Here is a 24,730-nt window from a genome sequence, read left to right as displayed (position 1 = left end):
AAAAAATCGTGTGGGGCAATTGCCCCTATGAATGGGCAGGCGGCGAACCGCGGTTCCCAGAGGATCGCTCACTCCAGTACTTCCCGGTACGCTGGTGGGCTTAACTTCCGTGTTCGGAATGGGTACGGGTGTTCCCCCACCGCTCTGGCCGCCTTTACGCCGACGCTCGGATTCGAACCGAGCCTCTCCGCTGAGAGACGCCTGTGTCGGTGGTTCCGATCTCGCGATCGGCCGACCGTGTATACGTGCGATCCAGTTACCGCCTGAACTCATGCGAGTGTGGTGTCAGTGCCGTATGATTGTGGCTTCGGTCTGTTAGTGCTCGTGGACTCAACACCTCGTTGCCTCGGTGCGTACATCCCGAGTCTATCGAACTCGTCTTCTACGAGTGACCTCAACGGTACTTCTTTTCCATGTGGGTTTCGAGCTTAGATGCGTTCAGCTCTTACCCCGTGTCGCGTGGCTACCCGGCATTGCGTTCTCACACAACCGGTACACCAGTGGCGACCAAACGTAGTTCCTCTCGTACTATACGTTCGTTCACGTCAAGTACCTTGACACCCCCAATAGATAGCAGCCGACCTGTCTCACGACGGTCTAAACCCAGCTCACGACCTCCTTTAATAGGCGAACAACCTCACCCTTGCCCGCTTCTGCACGGGCAGGATGGAGGGAACCGACATCGAGGTAGCAAGCCACCCGGTCGATATGTGCTCTTGCGGGTGACGACTCTGTTATCCCTAAGGTAGCTTTTCTGTCATCTACGGGCCCCATTCCGGAGCCTCGTAGGTTCGCTAGACCACGCTTTCGCGTCAGCGTCACTCGTTGGGAATGACACTGTCAGACCATCTTGTGCTCTTGCGCTCTTCGCCGGATTCCCGACCCGGCTGAGATGATCTTCGGGCGCGCTCGATATCTTTTCGAGCGCGTACCGCCCCAGTCAAACTGCCCGGCTACCGGTGTACTCCTCCCGGAGTGAGAGTCGCAGTCACCGACGGGTAGTATTTCAATGCTGACTCGGTGACCCGCTGGCGCGGGTACCTGTGTAATGTCTCCTACCTATGCTGCACATCGGCGACCACGTCTCAGCGACAGCCTGCAGTAAAGCTCTATAGGGTCTTCGCTTCCCCTTGGGGGTCTCCAGACTCCGCACTGGAACGTACAGTTCACCGGGTCCAACGTTGGGACAGTGGCGCTCTCGTTTATCCATTCATGCAAGCCGCTACTGAAGCGGCAAGGTACTACGCTACCTTAAGAGGGTCATAGTTACCCCCGCCGTTGACGGGTCCTTCGTCCTCTTGTACGAGGTGTTCAGATACCCGCACTGGGCAGGATTCAGTGACCGTACGAGTCCTTGCGGATTTGCGGTCACCTGTGTTGTTATTAGACAGTCGGAGCGCCCGAGTCACTGCGACCTGCTCCGTAGAGAGCAGGCATCCCTTCTTCCGAAGGTACGGGACTAACTTGCCGAATTCCCTAACGTCGGTTCTCCCGACAGGCCGTGGCTTTCGCTGCCAGAGCACCTGTGTCGGATCTCGGTACGGACATCGTGCTTGTCTTTTCACGGGCCCTATGTACGGCTGACTTGCGCTATCTCACGGTTCGCTCGCTTCGTGCCGTGACGGCTTCCACGAGTTTCCATAATTCGACCGGGCGAAGGCCCGGCTCAGCGTTCCACACGGCGTCGACGTTTACTGCACGATGGCACTGGAATATTAACCAGTTTCCCGTTGATGCAGTCGAGTTGCGGTGCATCTTAGGACCGGCTGACCCTCGGCTGAGTGGCAGTGCCGAGGAACCCTTGCTCATCAGGCCGTCGAGGTTCTCACCCGACTATCGCTGCTACTGTGACCAGGATTGTCGTTTCTGAACGGTCCACGCGAGCTCTCGCCCGGGCTTCCATCCGAACAGAACGCCAACCTACGCGGTTGCCCTGTGACGGGCACGGCCAGGTCTCGGTGGTAGATTTGAGCCCCGATCATTTTGGGCGCCTCAAACCTCGGCCGGTAAGCTGTTACGCTTTTCTTAGAGGGTAGCTGCTTCTAAGCTCACCTCCCGGCTGTTTAGGGCTTGAGACCACCTTCGAATCGCACTTAATCTACACTTTGGGACCTTAACCCGGCTCTGGGTTGTTCCCCTCATGGTGCACAGGCTTACCCCGCACACCGGACTCCCTTCGTCTACAGCGCCTGCGGGTTTGGAGTTTGACAGGATGGCCGACTCCTCTCGGAGGCGGGTCATCCAATCGGTAGCTCTACCCCGCGGGCTACCTCGGAAGAGGTCATGCTTCGACATGTTTCGGTTGGAACCAGCTGTTGCCAGGCTCGATGGGCCTTTCACCCCTATGCGCAGATCACGAGAGGATATTGTAGAATACCACCTCTAACGGGCCTCCACGTGGCTTTCGCCACGCTTCACCCTGCCTGCGTATAGATCGCCTGGTTTCGGGTCGCACCCAATTGACTCCCCGCGCTTGAACACGGTGGCCCTCGCACGTATGTGCTGCGGCCGTATCGGTTTCCCTGCGCCTTCCTCGGTTCACGAGTTAGACTTGCCAATCAAGTGCACTCCCTGGGTCGTTTTTCAAAACGCACGACACGACGTCGGCTCGTCTCTCTTCCTACTAGAGAATCGCTTCTCGGTCGTTTTGAGAGACGCCTTGTACGCCCTGTCGCTCGATCGCCAGCTGATTTCAGGCCCTATTGCACCGCCCTTCTCGGGGTGCTTTTCAGCGTTCGCTCACGCTACTTGTTCGCTATCGGTCTCGAGGAGTGTTTAGCCTTCTCAGGGGATGCCTGAGTTGTTCACAGAGGATATCCGACCCCTGCTACTCTGGTATTGACGCCAACGGTACTGCACTCTCGTACGGGGTTGTCACCCTGTTTCACGCTCCGTTCCAGGAGACTTCTGAGAGTGGGTCGCGTTTTGGTTGTCAACCCGAACACCACATTGGTCCGAAGACCTTCGGTTTGGGCTGTGTCGCGTTCACTCGCGGTTACTGACGACATCGCGGTTGCGTTCTTTTCCTTCCCTTACTGAGATGTTTCAATTCAGGGAGTTCCCTATTGCGCAAAGCAATTGTAAACGGATTCCGATTCGGAAATCTCGTGTTCTTTCCCTCCATGCGGGTCCCACGAGCTTTTCGCAGCTTGGCACGTCCTTCGTCGGCTCTCGAGCCGAGCCATTCACCAGCTGGCACAGTAGCCAGTAGTGTTGTTGGACGGTTCCGGAAGGAACCTCCAACGGTGTCAAGTGACATAGTGTCACCCGACTGTATATGGTTCACTGACGTTCCACGAACTCGTATGAGTTCAGTGGACGTCTGGATCGCACGTATACACGGTCGTCATCGAATCTCCCTGGCGGGGAGTTCGTCGAACCCTTCCCATCCGCGGTTTCCCGGGATGGTGCATCGGTCGTCGTAACCCAACGGAATCGCGTCTCCCACTTAAGGGGACGGATTCACGCTGGGGGACATGGACTCACTGGGATTCGAACCCAGGGCATCCTCCTTGCAAGGGAGGCACTCTACCGCTGAGCTATGAGCCCACCTTCCCTCGGTGGGAAGGCTCTGCGCTTGTGATGTGTGAACCGTGGTAGTTCGTCGGTGTCCAGATCGGTGGGTGAACGGACACGTGACCATGCATGAGTAGTGACCGTCTTGAGAGACGGTCGAAAGGTGAGCTCGCCCAGAGGGCGAGTCTCGGGTCTGTGGAGGTGATCCAGCCGCAGATTCCCCTACGGCTACCTTGTTACGACTTAAGCCCCCTTGCGAAGCCCAGATTCGACTCGTGAAACGAGCCTCATCCGGACCTCACTCGGGTGCTTTGACGGGCGGTGTGTGCAAGGAGCAGGGACGTATTCACCGCGCGCTTATGACACGCGATTACTACCGAATCCAGCTTCATGTGGGCGAGTTGCAGCCCACAATCCGAACTACGATCGAGTTTCTGAGATTACCGTCTCCTTTCGGAGTAGGAACCCTTTGTCTCGACCATTGTAGCCCGCGTGTTGCCCAGCACATTCGGGGCATACTGACCTACCGTTGCCCGTTCCTTCCTCCGTGTTGGCCACGGCGGTCTCCCTACTGTCCCCAGCCACTTCGCAGTGCTGCTGGCAAGTAAGGATGCGGGTCTCGCTCGTTGCCTGACTTAACAGGACGCCTCACGGTACGAGCTGACGGCGGCCATGCACCTCCTCTCTGAAACTCGGATAAGGTCATCAACCTGATCGTCATTATTACAGTCGATGCTGGTGAGATGTCCGGCGTTGAGTCCAATTAAACCGCAGGCTCCTCCGGTTGTAGTGCTCCCCCGCCAATTCCTTTAAGTTTCATCCTTGCGGACGTACTTCCCAGGCGGCCTGCTTAGCGGCTTCCCTACGGCACAGCACCCACTCGTAGTGGGAGCCACACCTAGCAGGCATTGTTTACGGCTAGGACTACCCGGGTATCTAATCCGGTTCGAGACCCTAGCTTTCGTCCCTCACTGTCGGATCCGTTCTCGCGACGTGCTTTCGCCATCGGCGGTCCGTCCAGGATTACAGGATTTCACTCCTACCCCGGACGTACCCGTCGCGCCTTCCGGTCCCAAGCCACACAGTTTCCACCGGACGCCCACCCGTTGAGCGGGTGGATTTTCCGATGGACTTGTGCGGCCAGCTACGGACGCTTTAGGCCCAATAAGATCGGCCATCACTCGGGCTGCCGGTATTACCGCGGCGGCTGGCACCGGTCTTGCCCAGCCCTTATTCGTCCACCTCCCTACGGTGGACAAAAGCGTAGGCTCTATGCCTACGCACTTGGGATTCCCTTATCGCACTGTCGTGCAGTGTAAAGGTTTCGCGCCTGCTGCGCCCCGTAGGGCCCGGAATCTTGTCTCAGATTCCGTCTCCGGGTTCTCACTCTCATGACCCGTACCGATTATTGGCACGGTGGGCCGTTACCCCACCGTCTACCTAATCGGCCGCAGCCACATCCTTCGGCGCCGGAGCATTTAGCACAGTCCTCATTCCAGGTGGACTGTGGTATCTACTATTAGCCTCAGTTTCCCGAGGGTATTGTAGTCCGAAGGGTAGTTTGGCCACGTGTTACTGAGCTATTCGCCACGAGTCTGAACTCGTGCGACTAGCATGGCTAAATCGAATCCCAATAGCAATGGCCTCCGGCAGGATCAACCGGAATGTATAACCTCCGAACCTGGTTCCCGGCTCGGAGGGGGTGTTGGCGGGTTTTGACTCGCGATGAGTCAAAACACCATTGCATGGTCTATGTGGTGTCCGGGTCAGCCAGCGATCTGGATGACACCGAACTACCACGGCTCACATCAGATTTCCTCTTACGCCGGAGCGCAGGGGGCGAAATCCTCATCTTCGCGGACTTGATTGTACCCTTCGAGGGGACATAAACCCATCGAAGCGTTCCAAGTCCAGCGAAACCGGGCCGAGTTGAACGGCCCGAGTTCGCGGATGCGTTCTTCGCATTAGTCACGATGCCCGGGTTGTATTTAACCCCGTCGAAGCATCGACGCCACGTCATGCGGTTTCATGCCGGGGAACTGTGAACGAACCCACAGCTACGCGAGACGGTATCAAAAAAGGTCGAACGGCCCCGGCGGTTACTCCTCGTCGATGTACTCAATTCCTTGCTTCGAGACGTTGGCCTTCGTGATGTCGTTGAGGTCGTTGAGCCAGAATTCGTCGTCCGCCTCGTCGACCTCGGGGGCGCTATCCTTCCAGGCCCAGCCCTCGTACTCGTGGACCTTTTTTGTGCCTTTCTCACGGAGACGGAGCGTGGTTCGCTCCGCCTCCTCCTCGGAGGGAGCCGGCTCGAGCGTTCGGGCCGCTTTGAGCGCGGCCTGACGGGGCATGTTCCCAGAGAACTCGCTCGGTTCCGATCCGTCTTCCTCTCGAAGGGCGAAGTTTCGCTTACCGTCTTCACGTACCATGGTTTGTGCTCCATGCGAATCCAACACACAGTGTGTAATAAATATATCGGGTAAATGAAAGCTGATCGGCAAAAGATTTTTATATTAACTCCGTCCGGGCTAGCGGTTTTAGCCGGTCAAAATCGAACGATTCTGAACGGCGGGACGAAGGGTAACACAAACCGACCGTCCGTGCGCGGCTGGCGCGGGCGACTGCGAGGCGACGAAAGAGCGAACCGAGGGCACCGAATGAGGGTCTCGGACCGCCCGGTGGGCCCGTGGAGTGCGGATTCGGGTAAACAACACTTATGTGTCTGCTATGGCGAAGTGCGACCAGTACAACCGCGATGGTCCGTAAAAAGAAGCTCAGCCCCAGTGGCGCCAAGGACGACGAGGGGGAGTACCACAACGTCCACGTGAATCTCCACGAGGACGAGCTCGCCGTCGCCGGCATGGAGATCGGCGACGAGGTGTTCGTGCGGGTCCGAGACGGGAAGATAATCATCCAGAAGGCAGATTCAAATCCCGAGCAACTCGAGCACGACTTCTGAACCGGATCTCGTTTTCGGCCTTCGCCCGGGCCGCCGACTCGCCGCCGCGAGCGACCGCGACGCCGGCGTGCGACGCGCGGGCGACCGCCCGTCGGTCGGCGGATTGATGCCCGCTCGTAACGAGGTGGAAACGATGGGCGCGTACGACCTGTTGAAGCCGGCCCTATTCGGTCTGCCGGCGGAGACGGCACACGGGATGACACACCGGTTGTTGCGGACTGTACAGGGGACTCCGGTCGAGACCGCACTGCGCGAGCGGTACGTCGTCGACGACCCGCGGCTGCGGGTCGAGGCGTTCGGAAACTCGTTTCCGAACCCGATCGGCGTGGCCGCCGGGTTCGACAAGAACGCGGAGGTGCCGCGCGCGCTCGCGTCGCTCGGGTTCGGCCACGTCGAGGTCGGCGGCGTGACGGCCGAGCGACAGCCGGGGAACCCGCGGCCGCGACTGTTCCGACTCCGCGAAGACGAGGCGCTCATAAACCGGATGGGATTCAACAACGAGGGCGCGGACGCCGTGGGCGCCCGGCTCGACCGGGATCCGATGCCCGACGTGCCGGTCGGGATCAACATCGGGAAGTCGAAGTCGACGCCGCTCGCGGACGCGCCGGACGACTACCTGTACACGTACGAGCGCGTCGCGGACGCGGGCGACTACTTCGTCGTCAACGTCTCGAGTCCGAACACGCCCGGGCTTCGGGAGCTGCAGAACCGCGAGGCGTTAGAGGAGATACTCGGCGGGCTCGCGGACGCGGGCGCGAGTCCCCTCCTCGTGAAGCTCTCGCCGGACCTGCCGGAGCCCGCGGTCGGGGACGCACTCGGGGTCGTCGACGACCTCGGTCTCGACGGGGTCATCGCGACCAACACCACGACCTCCCGGCCGGAATCGTTGGAGAGCCCGAACCGCGCCGAACGCGGCGGCCTCTCCGGGAAACCCATCGAGGACCTCGCCACCGACCGGATCCGGTTCGTCGCCGAGCGAACCGACGTCCCCGTGATCGGGGTCGGCGGGGTCGCTGACGCGGCGGGGGCGTACGAGAAGATACGCGCCGGGGCCTCGCTCGTGCAGCTGTACACGGGACTCGTGTACGAGGGACCGAGCCTCGCCCGCGACATCAACGAGGGACTGCTCGAACTGCTCGACCGAGACGGCTTCGACTCAGTCGACGACGCGGTCGGGGCGGACCTGTAGAAGACGGTGTCGACGGGCGGCGGTCGGCTTACGCCTCGGCGCGGACGATGACGACGACGTCGTCGGCCTCGAGCAGCTCTCCGTCGCCTCGGTACTGTCGCTCTTCCTCGATCGAGAACTCGTCGCCGACGAGCGTGACGCCGGCGACGCGGAGCTCGTCGCCGTCGATCTCGTACTCCTCCCGCGCGACGGCGGCCTCGATGTCGCCGACTTGGTTCCCGTACTTGGGGCCCACGGTCGCGTAGTCGAGGTCGATCCCGGTGATCACCGTCTCGACCGGTGCGTCCTCGTCGGGGTGGACCGTCAGGTCGGCGACGTGCATCACGCCCGTGATGTCGTCCTCGAAACCGCGAACGTCCGCGTACACCTCGACGGCGTCGAGCTCCGCGTTCAGCGGGAGCTGGTTCTCGCTCTTGTACTTCCGGAGGACGCCGACGACGGCCGTGGCCGCCGCGCCGGCCTCGTGGTCCGCTTCCAAGCCGAGCGGCTCGGGCCAGTCGGCGAGGTGGATCGAGTCGCGCGCGCCGTCGGCGATCGGCGCGTCGACCGCGTCGGGGTCGCTCGCTCCGTCCGCGTACATGTCGTGCCAGAGCTCCTCCGTCACGTGCGCGAGCAGGGGCGCGAACAGCTTCAGGAACCGGCGGTGCGCCGTCCTGAGGGTGTACGCCACGGCGGCGTCCTCGCGCTGCTTGGCGATCTCGAGGTAGTCGTCGCAGAACGTGTTCCAGAAGAAGCTCCGGAGCTCGTCGCGGGCCTTCGAGAACGCGCGGTCCTCGAACAGCTCGGTGAGCCGCTCGACCCGGTCGTCGAGCTCGGCGAGCAGCCAGCGGTCGAGCTCGCGGAGTTCCTCGTCGGCCGGCGCGTCCGGGTACGGCTCCGGCGCCAGCGACTCGACGAGCTTCGAGGCGTTCCACAGCTTCCGGATCAGCTTCTCGCCCGCGCGGAGGTCCTTCTGCTTGAACGGGAAGTCGTCGCCGACGGCGGTGCCGGCGGCCCAGTAGCGCGTGGCGTCGACGGGGAACTCCGCGAGCACTTCCTCGGGCTCGACGACGTTGCCGACGGACTTCGACATCTTCTCGCGGTTCTCGTCGAGGACGTGACCGTTGATCATCGTCTCCTCGAACGGGACCTCGCCGGTGTGCTCGTAGCACTTCACCAGCGTGTGGAACAGCCAGAAACTGATGATGTCGTGGCCCTGCGGCCGGAGGTCGAACCGGTACAGCTCCGGGTGCTCCATGGTGAACTCCTCGGCCTCCTCGTCCCAGTCCCAGCCGGCGTTGATCAGCGGCGTCAGGCTGGAGGTGGCCCACGTGTCGAGCACGTCGTCCTCGGGTTCGAACGCGTCGTGCCCGCACTCGGGGCAGGCGTCGACCGGCGGATCGTCCGAGAGGGGGTCGACGGGGAGGTCGGCCTTCTCGGCGACGACGACCTCGCCGCAGTCCTCGCAGTACCACACCGGGAACGGAATGCCTGAGGAGCGCTGGCGAGAGATGAGCCAGTCCCACTGGAGCCCCTCGACCCAGTGCTCGTACCGGGTGAACATCTTTTCGGGGGACCACTCCATCTCCCGCCCGATCTCGAGGTACTCGTCGGTCTTGTCGAGCATCTCGATGTACCACTGTTCGGTGACGAGGAACTCGACGCTCGTCCCGCAGCGCTCGTGGACGTTGACGGTGTGCGTGATGTCGCGGCGGTCGAGCAGCGCGCCCGCCTCGTCGAGGTCCTCGACGATGGCCTCGGCGGCCTTCGAGGAGTGCATCCCCTCGTACCCCTCGGCGACGTCGGTCATGTGGCCGGACTCGTCGATGGCGACGCGGAGGTCCAGATCGTGGACCTGGTACCACTCGATGTCGTTCTGGTCGCCGAACGTACAGCACATCACGATGCCGGAGCCGGTCTCCATGTCGACGCGCTCGTCGGCGATGATCGGAACTTCGTGGCCGAACAGCGGGACCTCGGCGGACCCGCCGACGAGGTTCTGATTCGCCTCGTCGTCGGGGTGGACGAAGACCGCGACGCAGGCCGGGAGGAGCTCGGGTCGCGTCGTCGAGATGACGAACTCCTCGGGGCCGTCGGCGGTCCCGTCATCCCCGGCCACGGGGAAGGCGATGTCGTTGAAGTGGCTGGCCTGCTCGTCGTCCTCCGTCTCGACCTGCGAGATCGCGGTCTCGCACTCGGGACACCAGATCGCGGGGGCCTTCTCGCGGTACTCGCGGCCCTGGTCGTACAGGTCGACGAACGACAGCTGGGAGACGCGCTGGACGCGCGGCTCGATCGTCTGGTAGGTGTGGTCCCAGTCGACGGAGACGCCGAGCGACTGGACGTTCTCGGTGAACTGCTCCTCGTAGTCAGCACAGACCTCGCGGCACTTCGCCTGGAACTCGCGGCGCTCGAAGTCTTGATGGCGGATGTCGAGTTCGTCCTCGGTCAGCCGCTCGGAGGCGATGCCGTTGTCGTCGTAGCCGAACGGGAAGAACGTCTCGCCGCCGTTCATGCGCTCGAAGCGCGCGACGAAGTCCTGGAGGGTGAACCCGTACAGGTGACCCATGTGGAGGCTCCCCGATACCGTCGGCGGGGGGGTGTCGATGGAGAAGACGGTGTTCGGGTCGACCGGGTCGTCGTCGGGGTAGGCGTACGTCTCCTCGTCGACCCATCGCCGCTGCCACCGCGGCTCGACGGTCTCGGGGTCGTACTCACCACTGGGCATTTCACGCTCACCTTCCCGCGGTTCCCCCTTAACGGCCTCGGTTGTAGGGGCGCGCGCTACGCCGCGTCGCCCGCCTCGGGACTCACACCACGTCGTCGAGGTCGTGCTCGGCGGCCATCCGCGAGGCCTCCGCGGCGAACCGCTCGGCCTCTTCGTCGGGGCTCTCCCCGAGCGCGCTCTCGTCGACCTCGCGGCCGGCGGTGATCCCGTCGCCCGTGACGAGCCGCTGTTCGGCGAGTTCCTTCGTGTGCATCCGCTCGCCGTCCTCAGTGGCGTAAGTGAGCCGCACGAGCCCCTTCGAGTCGAACTGCCGGTCGACGAGCCAGACCGTAGTCATACGCGGCGATGGGTGCCTGCGAGGCTTAAAAAGGACGGTCGGGCTGTGAGAAATCGGCGGCGAAAATCGATTTCGGAGAGCGGTCGCGGTCGGGGAGACTCAAAGGGGCAGTTACCGGTGATTTGCTTCGAATTCGACTCGGCAGCGGGCCACGCCGCTCGTCGCCAGCGCTTTGTACCGCGTCGCCGAAGTGGGAGGCATGCGCGTGAAGTTCGACCGCGACACCTGCGTCGGGATGTATCAGTGCGTCGCCGAGTGGGACGCCTTCGAGAAGAACCTGAACGACGGGAAAGCCGACCTGCGGGGGAGCGAAGAAGAGGAGGAGGACGTGTTCGTGGTCGAGGTGCCCGACGGCGAGGAGTTCGACGCGAAGTTCGCGGCGCGGGTCTGCCCGGTCGACGCCATCGAGGTGTACGACGACGACGGCGAGCAGGTGGTGTGAACGACCGCGGGTTCTCGATCGATCACTTATGAATCGCTACTGGTAGATCGACGGCGAACACCTCCAAAACCCTCCAGTCGCGAGGACTCGCGCATCTCGTTGGGCTCCTCGTACCCTTATCAGGGCGCCCCGAGGCACGCACCGAGATGAACAATCGCTAAGGGCGCCGATCTCCGTCCGCTTCGGTTTATAAGCGATCAGCCAGGTCCTCGGCGAAGTACGTGACGATCAGGTCGGCGCCCGCGCGCTTGAGCGACAGCAGCGACTCGTGGGCGGTCGCCTCCAGATCGAGCCACCCCTTCTCGGCGGCGGCGTGTAGCATCGCGTACTCGCCGGAGACGTTGTACGCGGCGACGGGGTGTTCGAACTCCCGCCGGAGGTCGGCGACGACATCGAGGTACGGGAGCCCGGGTTTCACCATCAGCACGTCCGCGCCCTCCTCAGCGTCGATCCGGGCCTCGCGGAGCGCCTCGCGGCGGTTCGCGGGGTCCATCTGGTAGTGGCGGCGGTCGCCGAAGGCGGGCGCCCCGTCGGCCGCGTCGCGGAAGGGGCCGTAGAACGACGACTCGTACTTGACGGCGTAGCTCATGATCGCCACGTCCTCGTGGCCGGCCCTGTCGAGCGCCTCGCGGATCGCCCGCACCTGCCCGTCCGTCATCGCGGAGGGCGCGACCATGTCCGCGCCCGCGTCGGCCTGCGAGACGGCGGTCTCCGCGAGCAGTTCCAGCGTCTCGTCGTTCTTTACGGTGAGCGTCGGATCCGTCTCCGCCGCCGCCTCGATCACCCCGCAGTGGCCGTGGTCGGTGTACTCGCAGAGGCAGACGTCACCGATGACGTAGGCGTCGGTCTCGGCGGCGATACGGCGGATCGCGCGCTGGACGACCCCGTCTTCGGCGTACGCCCGACTTCCCTCCGGGTCCTTCGACTCGGGGACCCCGAAGAGGATCACGGCCTCGACGCCAGTCTCGCGGACTTCCTCGACGCGGTCGACGGCCTCGCTCACGGGGACGCGCTCGTGGCCCGGCATCGTCTCGATCGGGACGCGCTCGTCGGTCGTCGCGTCGACGAAGACGGGCGCGACGAGGTCCGACGCAGACAGCGAGTGCTCGCTGACGAGCGGACGGACGCCGTCGGTCCGGAGCCGCCGCGGCCGGTCGGTGGGGTGCATACCGGAGCGTTGGCTCCGGGCGGTCTTTTATGATCCGTCCGCGGCGAGTCGACGCGGGAGGTGCGGGAGGTCGGCCGAAGACGACGAGGAGGGGCTCTACTCCGACGACTCGACGTCGATCCGGTCGCGGAGCGACGCGAGCTCGTCCGACTCCGCGAGCTCCTCGACGCGTTCCTTGAAGTGCTCCTCGCAGAGGCCGACGACCACGCCGCTCTGCTCGGCCTCGTACGTGGCCTCTCGGTCGCAGTAGTGACACCGCATAGTCGCTACTCTATCGGCGTTGGGCTTAATCTTGTTCGTCGATCGGGAGGGATCCGGTCCCCTTCGCGGGCGGGTCGGGCAGCCGGTCGCGGACGGGCTCGAACGCCTCCGCGGTCAGCCCCGCCTCGGCGAGGGTCCGCTTGTGAGCGTCGCTCCCGCCCGTCAGGAGGAGGTCGCTCTCCGCGGCGACCCGCTCGACCCGCGCGTCGTCGACCGGGCGGCCGTACGGGTAGAACCGCTCCACCGCGTCCAGCTCGCGGGCGACGTCGAGCGCGGCGTCGACGTCGTCGTACCGGAAGGGGTGCGCGAGCCCGACGAACGCACACGCGTCCCGGAGGAGCTCGACGCCGCGCTCCAGCCCGGTCACCTCGCGGGCGACGTAGCAGGGCCCGTCGTTCCCGATCAGCTCGTCGAAGGCGCCCGCGTAGTCGTACGGGGCCGCCGACTCCTCGATGGCGCGGGCGATGTGCGGTCGCCCGAGGCCGGGGCGAGGCTCGACGCCGAGACCGATCGGCTGCAGGCGGACCGACAGCGCCGCGGTGCGGTCGACCGCGTACCCGAGCAGATCGAGCCGCTCGAAGCCGGCGTCGACGCGCAGTTCGATCCCTCGAACGACGAGGAGCCCCTCGCGCTCGACGACGGGCGCGTCGAGGTCGGGGTGGACCCGGTCGTGGTCGGTGACGGCGACGCAGTCGAGGCCCGCGTCAGCGGCGGTCGCCGCGAGCTCCGCGACCGTCATGGTGCCGTCCGAGACGGTGGTGTGCGCGTGGAGGTCGGCGACGATCCGGTCCGTGTCCATGAGTCCCGTTCGTCGACCCCCGTACTAAGCGCCGACGATAGTCGCCTGTGAACGCACACCAATATAAGGAAATATAATTAGATATCCTCGACTAAGGTTGTGCATGGACAATCATTAAGAACCATCGGGGATTTCCACCTGATGATGCGCTTGAACGGCGTCGACGACCGACTCGAACGGCACCAATATCCGACGACCTCGGAGGAACTGATCGCGGCCCACGGGAACGCGACCGTAGAGCTCGCGGAGGGATCCGAGCGTCTCGGTGACGTGCTAGAGCGGTTCGGAGAGCAGACGTTCGACGACGCGGAAGACGTGTTCACCACGCTCCGCGCCGGTGTCTGTCACCGCGGAGTCGGTCGCCGGTTCTACTCGGACCGCGACCCGACGACCGACGCCGAGGACGGGCCGTCGCCGGTCTCGTTCTGAACGGGGCCGCAGACCGGGGTCATTTTTCCGCCGCTGCCGCGTCGCCAGCGCCGCGAGCGTCGCCGACGGTGACGTTCACATCGTGTCCGGCGCGTGGCGGGTGTGCGGCGCGTGACGGAGACGATCCGACGCCACACCAGCCGACGCTACACCCAGTCGATCGCCGGCGACAGGTCGATCGGCACCGATCCCTTCCTGTATCCCTCCACGCGCCCGTTCGGGCGCGCACGAAGGACGACCGCCGGGCGGTGCCGGACGTCCGGCTCGGCGCCCCGGACCGCGGCCCAGTCGTCCGCGGGGAACGAGGTGCAGTCGACGAGCAGCGTGACGCCCCCGCCGTGCGCCTCTAGCTGGCCGCTCGTCTTCGTCTCGGCGGTGTCGCGGACCGCCGCGACGGGGCCGCTCGCGGACCGGTTCGAGGCGGGCTGCGGCCGCGTCACCTCGACGAGAAACGAGCGCCCGGTGTCCGGATCGGTCGCGCGGAAGTCGAGCGAGTGTCCGGTCGTCACCTCGATCTCGGGGGTCACGTCGTAGCCGGACTCGCTGAGGATCCGCGCCGCGGTGAACTCCGCCATCGTCGCGCTCATCCGCACGAGGTCGAGGGACGCCGACGTGCCCAGCTTGCCCGCCATCGTCTCGCGGTAGTCGTCGAGGATTCCCGGCCGGAGCGTCTCCTCGACGAACCCGGTTCCCTCTTCGCGCGTCGCGTCCGGGAACCCGGCCGCGTGGTCGCGGAAGAACGCCCGCGTCGTCTCCGCGCCGTCCTTCGAGCAGAACACGGGGAGGAAGTACCACGAGACGTGCGGGTACGCCGCGAGCCACGGCTCGTCGTCGTGCAGCGCCGCGAGCAGCTCCCGCTGGACCCACCGCGAGACCGGGTACGGGACCTCGTCGAAGGCGTACTTGTCCGTGCGCCACAGCTCGCTGGGCGTCTCGGTGTTGCCGATCCAGTATCCGGTCGGGCCGCCGCTCGCCCCCGCGGGCGGGTCGCCGTCGTCGTCGGTCCAGCAGAACAGGGCGAACGAGCCGTCGTCCATGTCGAACCGCCGCGCGTCGTACCCGGGCGGAGGGCTGAACCACGGGTCGCTCGCGGTCGCTCCGAGGTTGTCGTCGAGCGGCCGCTCGAGCTGCGAGCGGACCCGGTCGGCGCTCCACCGACCGGGAGCGCGCCTGAATCGGAGCGGTTGTGCCACGGCGGTGCTACCGGTCGCCGGGTCTAATCGCTTCCGGTGGCGCGAATGCGACGCCGCCCGGCCGCGTCGTCGTTATCGTTTCGATGAACAGACAATTCACCGACACATATATCAACGATTATATCTAAGGTATGGTGTACCATGTCAATGGGTGCCTATGACGAGGCCGAACACGAGCGTCGCGAGAAGAAGACCAGCGAAGTCGACGCCGACTTCGACGCCGAGCGGCCGGAGTACTCCGGATCGCTCACGTACGACTCCGGCGACTCCGCGGAGGCACTCCTCGACAAGTTCCAGGAGCTGCAGGGCGAGTGAGACGGCGACTCGGACCGCGTTTCTGCGGATCCGTCGACTTCCTTCTGAACCAATGACCGCGGAGTAGCGAGCCGACGAGCGGCGGAACCGGCGAGCGGCGGGACCGACGAGTAGCGAGGCCGAGCGCCTCCGAGACCGAAATCCGTGAGCGCGGCGGCTCTCGGAGGGGACCGATCGGTCAGGTCAACGCGATCGCGGCCGAGCAGACGATCGCGACCGCGAGGACGTGACCGACGACGGCGCCGAGCAGGATCGGTTCCTCGAGCAGGAACGGGACGAGCACCAGTTGGAGCGCCGAGAATCCGATGTTCTCCGCGTCGAGACGCCTGACCCGCGAGGCCTCGCTCGGGGAGAGATCGACGTTCACCGCCCGCCAGAGGGCGACGACCGCGCTCCACCACGACGTACCGATCCGGTAGGTGAGGTCCCACAGGATCAACAGGGTGAGGTACACCACCGGGATCGGCGGGTTGGGACCGAACAGGCGCTCGATCAGCGTCCCGTCCCACGCGATCACGTACGTGAGCAGCGCGATGAACGCGAGCACGCCGAGAACGATCTCGATACTCGACCCGAACAGCAGCCGCTTGTGCTCGGGAGGCGTCGAGAGGCGGCGGTTAGCGGCGCCGAGCCGGTGCATCTCGACGCTTCCGATCGCCGCGACGAGGACGGCCACCGTCCCCGCGAGGACCGCGTCCCACAGCCCGTAGTACCAGCCGAGCGCGAGGACGCCGATCTGAAACAGGAGGAACTGGATCGCGACGGCGAGCGTACGGGAGATCCCCAGGCCGGGAATCCCGCCGACGAGGCTCTCGTACACCCACGTCTCGCCGTAGTTCCGGCTCACGGTTCGACCTCGACGTCGGTCGCCGAGACCGCTTCGGTCGGGTCGCCGCGGCGGGGGCGGTCGATCGCCCTCGCGACGGCGACCTCGAAGGGCGTCTGTTCGATCGGCACGAGGTCGCGAATCCGGTCGTCCTCGACGATCACGGTGTTGCGGAGTCCCTCGACGAGCGAGCGAGCCAGGTAGGGGTTCACGTCGGTCACCAGTCGGAGCCACTTCGCCGATAGCTCCGGGCTCAACACCGGCACGCGGATGATCCACAGCCTGTGCCCGAGCTGTCGGCGGGTTCGGCGGAGTATCTCGGCGTAAGTCAAGACGTCTGGCCCCCCGATCTCGAACGTGTCGTCTCGCGTTTCCGGGGCTTCGAGGACGCCGGTGAGGTAGCCGACGACGTCGTCGATCGCGATCGGCTGACAGAGCGTGTCGACCCACTTCGGCGTCGTCATCACCGGGAGCCGGCTCGCGAGCCCGTGGATGACATCGAAGCTCGCGCTCCCGGCACCGATAATGATGGCCGCCCGCAAGGTGGTCAGCGCCGGGTTGCCCGTCTCGAGGATCCGCTCCACCTCGCGGCGGGATCGGAGGTGTTCGGAGAGCTCTTCGCGGTCCTCCCCGAGGCCGCCGAGGTAGATCACGCGGTCGACGCCCGCGGCCGACGCCGCCTCGACGAAGTTGGTCGCGCAGTTGCGGTCGCGTTCCTCGTAGCCGGGACCGCCGTCCATGGAGTGGACGAGGTAGTAGGCGGCGTCGACCGGGTCGCCGTCGATCTCGAACGCCGGCGGGAGGGTGTCGGGCTCCAGGAGGTCGCCCTCGACGACGTGGACCCCGGGGGGCGGAGCGTAGCCGTCGGCGTCGCGGACCAGGGCGACGACGTCGTGGCCGCGGTCGAGGAGCGTCGGGACGAGCCTGGTACCGACGAATCCCGTGGCGCCGGTGACGAGCACGCGCATACCGATCACTCGGGCGGGAGGACTATAAGCACCGGTCACGGCGATTCGCGTCCGGGTTCGGGGGCGGCGGGCCCCTCGGTCGCCGGGACCGATCCCTAGAAGGGCCCGCGCGGTGCTCGTTGGGACATGCACGCAGGCGAGTACGAGCCGGTTCGTGGGGTACCGGACCTGTACGTCCACGACACCGGGATGTTCGACACCGACGAGTACGGGGCCGTGTACGTGTACGACGCCGATCGCCCGATCGTGATCGACACCGGCACCGGCGCGAACCGCGAGGCGCTGTACGAGACGATAGCCGAGGTCGGGATCGGTCGCGAGGAGCTCGCGTGGATCCTGCCGACCCACGCCCATCTCGACCACGCCGGCGGGGCGGGTCACCTCGCCGAGCGCTACCCGAGCGCGGAGGTCGTCGTGCCGGAGAAGGGAGTGCGACACCTCGTCGACCCGGAGGCGCTCGTCGCCGGGACGAAGTCCGCGGTGGAAGACCAGTGGCGGTACTACGACGACCCCGAGCCGGTTCCCGAAGGCCGGATCTCGGGGCTCGCGGAGGGCGACCGGATCGACCTCGGGGACCGCGAGCTGGTCGTTCACGAGGCGCCGGGGCACGCGCCCCACCACGCGATCTATCACGACCCCGACGCCGACGTCGTCTTTACCGCCGACGCGGCCGGGATCTACGTCCCCGCGGTCGACGGGATCGAGCCGACGACGCCCCCCCCGCAGTTCGACCTCGACCAGTGCCTCGCCGACGTCCGGACGATAGAGGGGCTCGAACCGGACGTCCTCTGTTTCGGGCACTTCGGCCCCCGCAAATACGAGCCGAAGCTGACCGGCGAGATCAAGCGCGCGTACGTGGAGTGGGTGGAGGCGATCCGCGAGAAGCGCGAGGAACTCGGCGACGACGACGCGGTCGTCGAGCACTTCGAGGCGGCGGCGGAGCGAGACGTCGAGTTCTGGAACCCGGAGCGCGCCCGCGCCAACGCGAGTCTGAACGTTCGGGGCGTCCTCGGGTACCTCGACTACGTCGCGGAGAACGAGGGGGAGTGACCCCAGCGGCGTGGCGCTCCCGACGGAAACTGCCTAAACCCCGCGTCGCCTAGGTCCGACTCATCAATGGGCATCTTCGACACGATCCGCGCCGTGCTCGGGACGAGCGCCGAGACGGACGCGACCCGCGAGGCCGACCCAGAGGACCTCTTCGGGATGTCGACCGCGTACATGACGATGGAGGCGGACCTCGGCTACGACCACTGCGGGGAGGCCGCGCTGTGTTTCTCCGGCGTGGATAGCACTCGCTTCGACGACGCCGTCGAGACCGTCGAGGCCATCCTGGAGGCCGGCGAGATCGAGACGGGGACGGGGTTCCACCGCCACGAGGACGACCACGGCTACCAGTGGTTCGTCCTCGAGGACGACGACCCGGAGGACCTCGTGACGAGCGTCCACTTCGCGGCCGATCAGTTCATCGAGGAGGGGTTCGGGTCCAGACTGCTCGCCGCCGTCTTCGGCTTCGAGCGCGGCGACGTCGACGCCTACTGGATCTACTCGTTCCGGCGCGGCGCGTACTACCCGTTCTCGCCGAAGGGGACGAGCGACCGGAACCAGCAGGTCGAGTTCAAGCTCCAGTCCGTCCTCGACGGGGAGCTCGGCTTGGAGGACGACGAGTCGTACTGGTACCCGCTGTGGCCGGACGCCCCCGGGAACCGCCCGTGGGAGTGAGCCGATGAGCGCGTCGACGTCGGAGGGAGAGACCGGATCGGCGCCGGAGCCGGAACCGGACGACGGTCCTTCCGCCGACCCCTCGAACCCCGGCGGGTACGACGCCCGCGACGCCCCGAGGAAACGGGTCGTTCGGGCGGTCGCGGTGCAGGCCGCGGTGCTGAGCGCCGCGGTCCACCTGCTGTGGGCGTGGCCGCGGCTGGGCGGTCAGGGCGATCCGCGCCCCTACGTGTTCCTGCTCGGCGGGGCGTTCACGGTCGCCGTCGCGGTCGCGACNNCGGAGCCCGCGACGGCGACGTTCGAGGTCCGGGGCTCGGAGTTCCTCGGCCACGTCGCCCCGGTGGACACGGTCGAGGAGGCCGAGGAGTTCATCGAGCGCGTCGGAGCGGAGTACGGCGACGCGACCCACAACGTGCCGGCGTACCGGGTGCCCGCGGGCGAGGCGTCCGAGCGGACGCCCGGGCGCGAGCCCATGCTCCGGGAGTACTCCTCCGACGACGGGGAGCCCTCCGGGTCGGCCGGGAAGCCGGCGCTCAACGTGCTCCAGCAGCGCGAGATCCGCAACGTCGTCGCCGTGGTGACCCGCTACTACGGCGGGACGAACCTCGGGGTCGGGGGGCTCGCGCGAGCCTACTCGCGGGCGGTGAAGGAAGGCGTCGACGCGGCCGGGGTCGTCGAGGAGCGGCCGCACCGGCGGCTGGTCGTGGAGACGGGGTACGACGACTCGGGGACCGTTCGGGGCGTGATCGAGTCCTCCGGCGTCGCGTTCGACGCCGACTACGAAGAACGCGTGCGGTTCGAACCCCGCGTTCCGGTGGCCGAGGTCGACGAACTGGTCGAACGGCTCAACAGCGCGACGAGCGGTCGGGTCGAGATCGACCGGTAGACCGCGGAGTCGGCGGGCGAGGAGGGTTCGAATGGCGAACGGGCGACGGAGTCGAAACGGAACGGCCCCGCGGCGGTGCGTCGCGCTCCCGCCCAGTGCGCCGCGGGCGACGGTCACGTCACGGGCGGGTGTGGCGGCGGTATCCGACTTCAGCCGTCGACCGGTCGGACCCGATACGGAGGCAGCGACGGCTACGAGAACTTTCGAACGGTCATCTCTAGGGTGTCGAGGTCGAGGATCGGCGCGTAGCCGGCGTCGGGGTCGATGTTGACGGATTTCTGAAAGTCGGTCTGCGCCTGCCAGCAGCCGGAGTTGACGGCGAGGACGTTGTGGTACTTCCCCCAGCCGAGCTTGTGGACGTGCCCGGTGTGGAACACGTCGGGGACGTTCTCGATGACGAGGTAGTCGCGCTCCTCCGGGGCGACGCGGGTGTGGCCGCCGAACTGCGGGGCGACGTGGCGCTTCTTCAGCAGTTGGTACATCGCCTTGTGCGGCTCGTCGTAGCTCGCCTTCTCCTCGGGGAGCTCCGCGATCACCTCGTCGAGCGAGACGCCGTGGTACATCAGTACGTCGACGCCTTCGACGCTGACGGTGGCCGGGTTCGAGACGATCTGCGCGTCGTGGACGTCCATGATGTCGCGGATCTCGTCGTTGAACCCGGGCTGGGGCTCGGCGAGCCTGACCGCGTCGTGGTTCCCCGGGATCATCACGACCTCGGTGTCCGCCGGCACCTCCTTGAGGTGCTCCGAGAACGCCTCGTACTGATCGTAGATGTCGACGATCTCCAGCTCCTCGTCCTGATCGGGATAGACGCCGACCCCCTCGACCATGTCGCCGGCGAGAAGGATGTACTCGACCGGCTCGGCCTCGGGCGTGTGGAGCCAGTCGGTGAAGCGGTGCCAGGCGTCGGCCATGAACTCGTCGCTGCCGACGTGGACGTCGGAGATCAGCGCGGCCTGGACGTGGCGGTCGGCCGCCCCGGTTCTGTGGGTACGGGGAACGTCCGGGAAGTGCAGCGAGTCGGCGAATAAGATTCCGGAGTCGTCAGCGAGCGTCCCCTCGACGGCGACGCACTCGTCCATCAGGATCTCGTCGACGACGTCGGCGAGCCCCTTGTCTTTCATCACCAGCGCGGGGAACGTCCCGGTGGTGTCCTCCAGTTCGACGAGCCAGTGGCCGGACTTCGTCGAGCGGATATCGTTGACGAGCCCGATCATCGCGGCGTCGCTGCCGCCGGGCATGTCCGCGATCGCCTCGGCGGGCCGGTGGTTGACGCGACCCCGAAGGACCTTCGAGAGACGCTCGTACCGGTCGCGAAACGTCCGGACGAAGTCGGCGTACTCGCCGGTACCGGTGCTCCGTCCCGTCATGTCGTTGCCGACCTCCAGCTCTCTGCGGTCCGCGTCGCGGTCGGAGCGCCCGTCGGTCGAATCGGTGCGAACGTCATCCCCGGACCCCTCCGTTTCGACTGGAGATCGGCCCGTATCAAGGGCTGAGTCAGGGTTCGAGCCGGTCGGGGCTCCGGAGTCGGCGCCGGGGTCAGCGTCGGCGTGACGGTCAGCGGCGGCGTGACGGTCAGCGGCGGCGTGACGGTCAGCGGCGGCGCCGGAGTCAGCGGCGGCGCCGGAGTCAGCGTTGGCGCCTGGGGCGGCGTTGGCGCCAGGGTCAGCATCGGCGCCGGTCGTGATCTCGGAATCGGCGACGTCGTCGGAACCGACCGCCGTGCGGACGTGGTCGGCGGTGATCCGGAGGGCGTCGTCGGGTGCGCGGTCGACAGCCGATTCGAGGGCGGCTGCGGAGTCGGGAGCGCTCGCCAGGAGGGTGACTGCCTCTCGCTCCGCGTTGTAGCCCCGTCTGGCGAGTTCCTTGACGATCCGGGCGTTCGACTCCAGCGGCACGACAGTCGAGAGGGGGGTGCGACTCAAAACGGTTCCGGAGGACGGGTCCGCCGTCCCGCGACCCGACGAGAGCCGTGACCCGGAAGCTTATCACCGAAACCCGACAAGCCGGACGTAATGGACGAAGGGGATCGGCCGGGAACCGACGGCGATCCGGCCGAGCGAAGGGCAGCGTCGGACGACGACGGAGAGGAACGAGGGCCGCGCGACGAGCCGGAATCGGACGGTCCGGCCCACGCGGGAGACCCGGCCGATCCGGCCGACTCGTCCGATCCGACTGATCCCGTCGATCCGTCCGAATCGACCGATTCGGCCGAGGCGTCTGACCCGACTGATCCGGCGGATACGACCGGTCCGATCGACGCGTCCGAGCGAGACGAGTCGACCGAACGGCACGATTTTCCCGGGATCGAGGACCGCGAGGAGAGAGCGGAGCGAGGTCGCGGCGGGTCGGAACGGAACGAGACGGAAAGCCTCCTCCATCGGTTCCGGCACGACAGGGAAGGCGTCCTGATGTGGATTCGAGAGATGCTCTCCAGCGTGGCGATCGTGCTGGTGATCGGGTTGATCCTGTTCGGAGTCAGCGGCGTGTGGCCCCCGATGGTGGCCGTCGAGTCCGGCAGCATGGAGCCCAACATGGAGGTGGGCGACCTCGTGTTCGTCACGGAACCCGGACGGCTCGCGCCGGACGAGGCGGACAACGACGTCGGGGTGGTGACGTACGAGGACGGCCGAACCGTCGACTACCGGACGTTCGGGTCGTACGGGTCGGTGGTGATATACCGGCCGCCGGGACGGACCGCCTCGCCGATCATCCACCGGGCGATGTTTCACGTCGAGGAGGGGGAGAACTGGTACGACCGGGCCGACGACGAGTACCACAGCGCGACGGGGTGCGCCGACCTCCGCCACTGCCCGGCCCCTCACGACGGGTTCATCACGCTCGGCGACAACAACGCCGCGTACGACCAGGCGAACGGGCTCGCGGCGCCGGTCAAGGCCGAGTGGCTGACCGGCGTCGCGCGGGTGCGCGTCCCGTATCTCGGATACGTGCGGCTGATCGCGAGCGGTCAGGCGGAGCTGAGCGACGTGGTCGCGACGACCGCCGCGGCGGAGCCCGGCGCGGTCGACGAGCGCGGGACGGCTACCGAGTCCGATGCGGTCGGTGGGCGGGCGGCGGTCGGTGACCCCGTCGTTTCGGGTGGAGGGTCGATCGCGAGCGCGTCTGCGTGAGAAGGATCGGAACCGAGCCCAAGACCGCCGAACGAGATCCGCGGGCGGGTCGAGTGACGCTGCCGATAGCGGGAGCGCGAGTCAGTTGTCGAACCGCGCCTGAACGAACGGCTGCGCGTTCTCGATGTCGCCGAGGCGGGAATCGGACAGCAGCACCGCCTCGGTCTCCTCGACGGGGACCGAGAGGCCCATCTCTTTCGTGCGCCCGTAGCGGCCCTTCGAGACGACGACGGCGTTGACGATCCCGAGCATGTCGAGTTCGCTGATGAGGTCGGTGACGCGGCGCTGCGTGAGCACGTCCGCGTCGATCTCCTCGCACAGGCGCTTGTAGATGTTGAACACCTCGCCGGTGTTGATGTTGTGGACGCCGTTCTTCTCCAAGAGGATCACGGCGAAGAGGACGATCTTGCTCTGCGTCGGGAGCGTCCGGACGACCTCGACGACCCGGTCGAGTTCGATCTTGTCCTGCGCCTGCCGGACGTGTTTCTCCGCGACGATCTCGGCCTGCGAACGCTCGGCGAGCTCTCCCGCGGTTCGAAGGAGGTCGAGGGCCCGGCGGGCGTCGCCGTGCTCCTGGGCGGCGAACGCGGCGCAGAGCGGGATCACGTCGTCGGTGAGCGCCTCCTGTTTGAACGAGATGTCGGCGCGGTGTTGGAGGATGTCCCGGAGCTGGTTGGCGTCGTACGGCGGGAAGACGATCTCCTCCTCGCCGAGGCTGGACTTGACCCGCGGATCGAGGAAGTCGGTGAACTTCAGGTCGTTCGAGATGCCCATGATCGAGATCCGGGACTTCTCGAGCTCGGAGTTCATCCGCGAGAGGTTATACAGCGTGTCGTCGCCGCTCTTTTCGACGAGCTTGTCGATCTCGTCGAGCATGATGACGACGACGCGCTCGTGGTAGTCGACCGCCTCGAAGAACGTGGAGTAAACGCGGTCGGTCGGCCATCCCGTCATCGGGACCTCCTCCATCTCGTCGGCGTCGTCCTCGAGGTCCGCGATCCGCGCGTCGAGCGCTTCGAGGGTAGCGAACTCGGTCCCGGAAAGCGATCCGACGTCGTCGACGGCGGCGGAACGGAGCTCGCGACACCGGTCGAGTCGGTTCGCGATGACCTGCTGGTTCTTCTCGATGAACGTGTTGGCGAGTTGCGCGAGGACCCGATACTGGGTGTCGGTCACCTCGCAGTTGATGTACTCGACTTCACAGGGGACGTCGTACTTCTGTGACGTCGATTCGAGTTCCTGAGAGACGAACTTCGCCGAGGCCGTCTTCCCGGTTCCCGTCTTGCCGTAGATGAGGATGTTCGACGGGGTTTCGCCGCGCAACGCGGAGACGAGGATAGTCGCCATCCGGTTGATCTGGTCGTTTCGGTGGGGGAGTTCATGCGGGGTGTAGGAGGGACGAAGCACCTCCTTGTTCTCGAATATGGGTTCGCCCGAGAGGAGGTCGTCGAACAGTCCCTGATTGTCGTCGTCGTCGTCGTCGAGGACGACCCCATCGAAATCGACGTCGGGAGAAGAGCGGTCGCGGCCGCCGCTGCCGACATCGACGTCGGTGTCGCCGGGAACGTCGGTATCGACGTCGACGCCGACATCGGGATCGGCGTCTGCGCCGGCGTTCACATCGACGTCGGTGTCGGAGTAAGAGCGTCGGGAACCGTTCGAATCCTCGTTCGGAGGGTCGGCACGCTCGGTCGAGCCATCGGGTTCCTCAGTGGCGGGGTCGAGATCGGGGTCCGCTGGACTCGAACGCGGGTCGTCGAGATCCTCGTCTGTCGTGGACGGGTCGCCGATGTCCCCGCCGCTGTTCTCCGATTCGCCCGCCTGTGGTGTGTGCTCTCCTTCGTCCATGTGAACCCCTCCGTTTTCGTCCATGTGAACCCCT

General features: G+C 65.8%; 20 protein-coding genes, 1 tRNA gene and 3 rRNA genes. 9 read left to right on the top strand and 15 right to left on the bottom strand.

All coding sequences use genetic code 11. The features are described 5' to 3' along the window. Positions 1 to 34: 34 nt before the first annotated feature. The 5 genes from rrf to DJ73_RS08825 form a co-directional block, all read right to left on the bottom strand. A 5S ribosomal RNA gene (gene rrf, locus DJ73_RS08845) occupies positions 35 to 156 on the bottom strand. A gap of 140 nt (positions 157 to 296) precedes the next feature. After that, a 23S ribosomal RNA gene (locus tag DJ73_RS08840) occupies positions 297 to 3,213 on the bottom strand. Positions 3,214 to 3,477: 264 nt separating this feature from the next. Next, positions 3,478 to 3,549: transfer RNA gene (locus tag DJ73_RS08835), tRNA-Ala, on the bottom strand. A gap of 163 nt (positions 3,550 to 3,712) precedes the next feature. Continuing rightward, positions 3,713 to 5,182: ribosomal RNA gene (locus DJ73_RS08830) — 16S ribosomal RNA — on the bottom strand. Together the 16S, 23S and 5S rRNA genes with 1 tRNA gene alongside form the textbook arrangement of a ribosomal RNA operon. A 433-nt stretch (positions 5,183 to 5,615) precedes the next feature. After that, positions 5,616 to 5,945 (bottom strand): non-histone chromosomal MC1 family protein, encoded by a 330-nt coding sequence (locus DJ73_RS08825; RefSeq protein ID WP_094557795.1) that lies wholly within the window; start codon positions 5,943 to 5,945, stop codon positions 5,616 to 5,618. Between the two features lie 326 nt (positions 5,946 to 6,271). On the opposite strand from DJ73_RS08825, the gene DJ73_RS08820 reads away from it, so the two are divergent. Both DJ73_RS08820 and DJ73_RS08815 read left to right on the top strand, forming a co-directional pair. Then, positions 6,272 to 6,475: a hypothetical protein gene (locus tag DJ73_RS08820; RefSeq protein WP_092564125.1), complete on the top strand. Its 204-nt coding sequence runs from the start codon at positions 6,272 to 6,274 to the stop codon at positions 6,473 to 6,475. 133 nt (positions 6,476 to 6,608) lie between these two features. Continuing rightward, positions 6,609 to 7,664: a quinone-dependent dihydroorotate dehydrogenase gene (locus tag DJ73_RS08815; RefSeq protein ID WP_094524119.1), complete on the top strand. Its 1,056-nt coding sequence runs from the start codon at positions 6,609 to 6,611 to the stop codon at positions 7,662 to 7,664. 28 nt (positions 7,665 to 7,692) lie between these two features. Here the strand turns inward: DJ73_RS08815 and DJ73_RS08810 are convergent, their stop codons facing one another. Both DJ73_RS08810 and DJ73_RS08805 read right to left on the bottom strand, forming a co-directional pair. Beyond that, positions 7,693 to 10,371, bottom strand: coding sequence for a valine--tRNA ligase (locus DJ73_RS08810; protein WP_094557794.1), 2,679 nt, complete (start codon positions 10,369 to 10,371; stop codon positions 7,693 to 7,695). 82 nt (positions 10,372 to 10,453) lie between these two features. Beyond that, positions 10,454 to 10,708, bottom strand: coding sequence for a hypothetical protein (locus tag DJ73_RS08805; protein WP_094524121.1), 255 nt, complete (start codon positions 10,706 to 10,708; stop codon positions 10,454 to 10,456). A gap of 199 nt (positions 10,709 to 10,907) precedes the next feature. Here DJ73_RS08805 and DJ73_RS08800 point away from each other — a divergent pair, with 199 nt between their 5' ends. Next, positions 10,908 to 11,150 carry a ferredoxin gene (locus tag DJ73_RS08800; RefSeq protein WP_094524122.1) on the top strand — a complete coding sequence of 81 codons (243 nt, stop codon included), beginning with the start codon at positions 10,908 to 10,910 and terminating at the stop codon, positions 11,148 to 11,150. A 187-nt stretch (positions 11,151 to 11,337) separates the two neighbouring features. Here DJ73_RS08800 and hemB read toward each other — a convergent pair whose 3' ends face one another. The 3 genes from hemB to DJ73_RS08790 all read right to left on the bottom strand — a co-directional run bounded on the left by hemB (position 11,338) and on the right by DJ73_RS08790 (position 13,378). Next, positions 11,338 to 12,318 carry a porphobilinogen synthase gene (gene hemB, locus DJ73_RS08795; protein ID WP_094524123.1) on the bottom strand — a complete coding sequence of 327 codons (981 nt, stop codon included), beginning with the start codon at positions 12,316 to 12,318 and terminating at the stop codon, positions 11,338 to 11,340. Positions 12,319 to 12,414: 96 nt separating this feature from the next. Then, a complete protein-coding gene (locus DJ73_RS20285) occupies positions 12,415 to 12,579 on the bottom strand; it encodes a DUF6757 family protein (RefSeq protein WP_170938336.1) in 165 nt (54 codons plus the stop codon). A 25-nt stretch (positions 12,580 to 12,604) separates the two neighbouring features. Further along, positions 12,605 to 13,378 (bottom strand): PHP domain-containing protein, encoded by a 774-nt coding sequence (locus DJ73_RS08790; RefSeq protein ID WP_094557793.1) that lies wholly within the window; start codon positions 13,376 to 13,378, stop codon positions 12,605 to 12,607. A gap of 144 nt (positions 13,379 to 13,522) precedes the next feature. Between DJ73_RS08790 and DJ73_RS08785 the strand changes: the two genes are divergently transcribed. Continuing rightward, entirely contained in the window at positions 13,523 to 13,807 is a 285-nt protein-coding gene (locus tag DJ73_RS08785) for a DUF2795 domain-containing protein (RefSeq protein WP_094524133.1), read from the top strand. A 146-nt stretch (positions 13,808 to 13,953) separates the two neighbouring features. Here the strand turns inward: DJ73_RS08785 and DJ73_RS08780 are convergent, their stop codons facing one another. After that, complete coding sequence (locus tag DJ73_RS08780) at positions 13,954 to 15,000, bottom strand: DUF5784 family protein (protein WP_094557792.1); 1,047 nt, start codon at positions 14,998 to 15,000, stop codon at positions 13,954 to 13,956. 147 nt (positions 15,001 to 15,147) lie between these two features. Here DJ73_RS08780 and DJ73_RS20280 point away from each other — a divergent pair, with 147 nt between their 5' ends. Continuing rightward, positions 15,148 to 15,315 carry a DUF5786 family protein gene (locus tag DJ73_RS20280; RefSeq protein WP_170938337.1) on the top strand — a complete coding sequence of 56 codons (168 nt, stop codon included), beginning with the start codon at positions 15,148 to 15,150 and terminating at the stop codon, positions 15,313 to 15,315. A 178-nt stretch (positions 15,316 to 15,493) separates the two neighbouring features. On the opposite strand, the gene DJ73_RS08775 is transcribed toward DJ73_RS20280, so the two are convergent. Both DJ73_RS08775 and DJ73_RS08770 read right to left on the bottom strand, forming a co-directional pair. Next, on the bottom strand, positions 15,494 to 16,162 hold the full coding sequence (locus DJ73_RS08775; protein ID WP_094524126.1) for a hypothetical protein: 669 nt from the start codon (positions 16,160 to 16,162) through the stop codon (positions 15,494 to 15,496). Further along, on the bottom strand, positions 16,159 to 17,109 hold the full coding sequence (locus DJ73_RS08770) for an NAD(P)H-binding protein (protein ID WP_094526194.1): 951 nt from the start codon (positions 17,107 to 17,109) through the stop codon (positions 16,159 to 16,161). Before DJ73_RS08770 ends, DJ73_RS08775 begins: the two co-directional genes overlap by 4 nt. A 126-nt stretch (positions 17,110 to 17,235) precedes the next feature. On the opposite strand from DJ73_RS08770, the gene DJ73_RS08765 reads away from it, so the two are divergent. The 3 genes from DJ73_RS08765 (at position 17,236) to DJ73_RS08755 (ending at position 19,717) form a co-directional block, all read left to right on the top strand. After that, positions 17,236 to 18,159, top strand: coding sequence for an MBL fold metallo-hydrolase (locus DJ73_RS08765; RefSeq protein ID WP_094526190.1), 924 nt, complete (start codon positions 17,236 to 17,238; stop codon positions 18,157 to 18,159). 66 nt (positions 18,160 to 18,225) lie between these two features. Beyond that, entirely contained in the window at positions 18,226 to 18,831 is a 606-nt protein-coding gene (locus DJ73_RS08760; protein ID WP_094524129.1) for a hypothetical protein, read from the top strand. Between the two features lie 235 nt (positions 18,832 to 19,066). Beyond that, on the top strand, positions 19,067 to 19,717 hold the full coding sequence (locus DJ73_RS08755; protein WP_094557796.1) for a YigZ family protein: 651 nt from the start codon (positions 19,067 to 19,069) through the stop codon (positions 19,715 to 19,717). A 191-nt stretch (positions 19,718 to 19,908) separates the two neighbouring features. Here DJ73_RS08755 and DJ73_RS08750 read toward each other — a convergent pair whose 3' ends face one another. After that, positions 19,909 to 21,615, bottom strand: a complete 1,707-nt coding sequence (locus DJ73_RS08750) for a DNA-directed DNA polymerase II small subunit (RefSeq protein ID WP_094557791.1) — start codon at positions 21,613 to 21,615, stop codon at positions 19,909 to 19,911. A 117-nt stretch (positions 21,616 to 21,732) separates the two neighbouring features. Here DJ73_RS08750 and DJ73_RS20275 point away from each other — a divergent pair, with 117 nt between their 5' ends. Next, positions 21,733 to 22,848: a S26 family signal peptidase gene (locus tag DJ73_RS20275; protein ID WP_254921624.1), complete on the top strand. Its 1,116-nt coding sequence runs from the start codon at positions 21,733 to 21,735 to the stop codon at positions 22,846 to 22,848. Positions 22,849 to 22,929: 81 nt separating this feature from the next. On the opposite strand, the gene DJ73_RS08740 is transcribed toward DJ73_RS20275, so the two are convergent. Beyond that, positions 22,930 to 24,696 carry a Cdc6/Cdc18 family protein gene (locus DJ73_RS08740; protein WP_094524132.1) on the bottom strand — a complete coding sequence of 589 codons (1,767 nt, stop codon included), beginning with the start codon at positions 24,694 to 24,696 and terminating at the stop codon, positions 22,930 to 22,932. Positions 24,697 to 24,730 lie beyond the last annotated feature (34 nt).

Source organism: Halorubrum sp. Ea1, assembly GCF_002252965.1.
In the GTDB taxonomy this organism is placed as follows: Archaea; Halobacteriota; Halobacteria; order Halobacteriales; family Haloferacaceae; genus Halorubrum.
The sequence above is the reverse complement of the archived record's forward strand: the minus strand, read 5'-3'. Positions and strand labels throughout refer to the sequence as shown.

Excerpts from the sequence above, each read along its gene's own strand:
- DJ73_RS08825 (WP_094557795.1), bottom strand. The coding sequence starts at position 5,945 with ATGGTACGTGAAGACGGTAAGCGAAACTTCGCCCTTCGAGAGGAAGAC.
- DJ73_RS08820 (WP_092564125.1), top strand. The coding sequence starts at position 6,272 with ATGGTCCGTAAAAAGAAGCTCAGCCCCAGTGGCGCCAAGGACGACGAG.
- DJ73_RS08815 (WP_094524119.1), top strand. The coding sequence starts at position 6,609 with ATGGGCGCGTACGACCTGTTGAAGCCGGCCCTATTCGGTCTGCCGGCG.
- DJ73_RS08810 (WP_094557794.1), bottom strand. The coding sequence starts at position 10,371 with ATGCCCAGTGGTGAGTACGACCCCGAGACCGTCGAGCCGCGGTGGCAG.
- DJ73_RS08805 (WP_094524121.1), bottom strand. The coding sequence starts at position 10,708 with ATGACTACGGTCTGGCTCGTCGACCGGCAGTTCGACTCGAAGGGGCTC.
- DJ73_RS08800 (WP_094524122.1), top strand. The coding sequence starts at position 10,908 with ATGCGCGTGAAGTTCGACCGCGACACCTGCGTCGGGATGTATCAGTGC.
- hemB (WP_094524123.1), bottom strand. The coding sequence starts at position 12,318 with ATGCACCCCACCGACCGGCCGCGGCGGCTCCGGACCGACGGCGTCCGT.
- DJ73_RS20285 (WP_170938336.1), bottom strand. The coding sequence starts at position 12,579 with ATGCGGTGTCACTACTGCGACCGAGAGGCCACGTACGAGGCCGAGCAG.
- DJ73_RS08790 (WP_094557793.1), bottom strand. The coding sequence starts at position 13,378 with ATGGACACGGACCGGATCGTCGCCGACCTCCACGCGCACACCACCGTC.
- DJ73_RS08785 (WP_094524133.1), top strand. The coding sequence starts at position 13,523 with ATGCGCTTGAACGGCGTCGACGACCGACTCGAACGGCACCAATATCCG.
- DJ73_RS20280 (WP_170938337.1), top strand. The coding sequence starts at position 15,148 with ATGGGTGCCTATGACGAGGCCGAACACGAGCGTCGCGAGAAGAAGACC.
- DJ73_RS08770 (WP_094526194.1), bottom strand. The coding sequence starts at position 17,109 with ATGCGCGTGCTCGTCACCGGCGCCACGGGATTCGTCGGTACCAGGCTC.
- DJ73_RS08765 (WP_094526190.1), top strand. The coding sequence starts at position 17,236 with ATGCACGCAGGCGAGTACGAGCCGGTTCGTGGGGTACCGGACCTGTAC.
- DJ73_RS08760 (WP_094524129.1), top strand. The coding sequence starts at position 18,226 with ATGGGCATCTTCGACACGATCCGCGCCGTGCTCGGGACGAGCGCCGAG.
- DJ73_RS20275 (WP_254921624.1), top strand. The coding sequence starts at position 21,733 with ATGGACGAAGGGGATCGGCCGGGAACCGACGGCGATCCGGCCGAGCGA.
- DJ73_RS08740 (WP_094524132.1), bottom strand. The coding sequence starts at position 24,696 with ATGGACGAAGGAGAGCACACACCACAGGCGGGCGAATCGGAGAACAGC.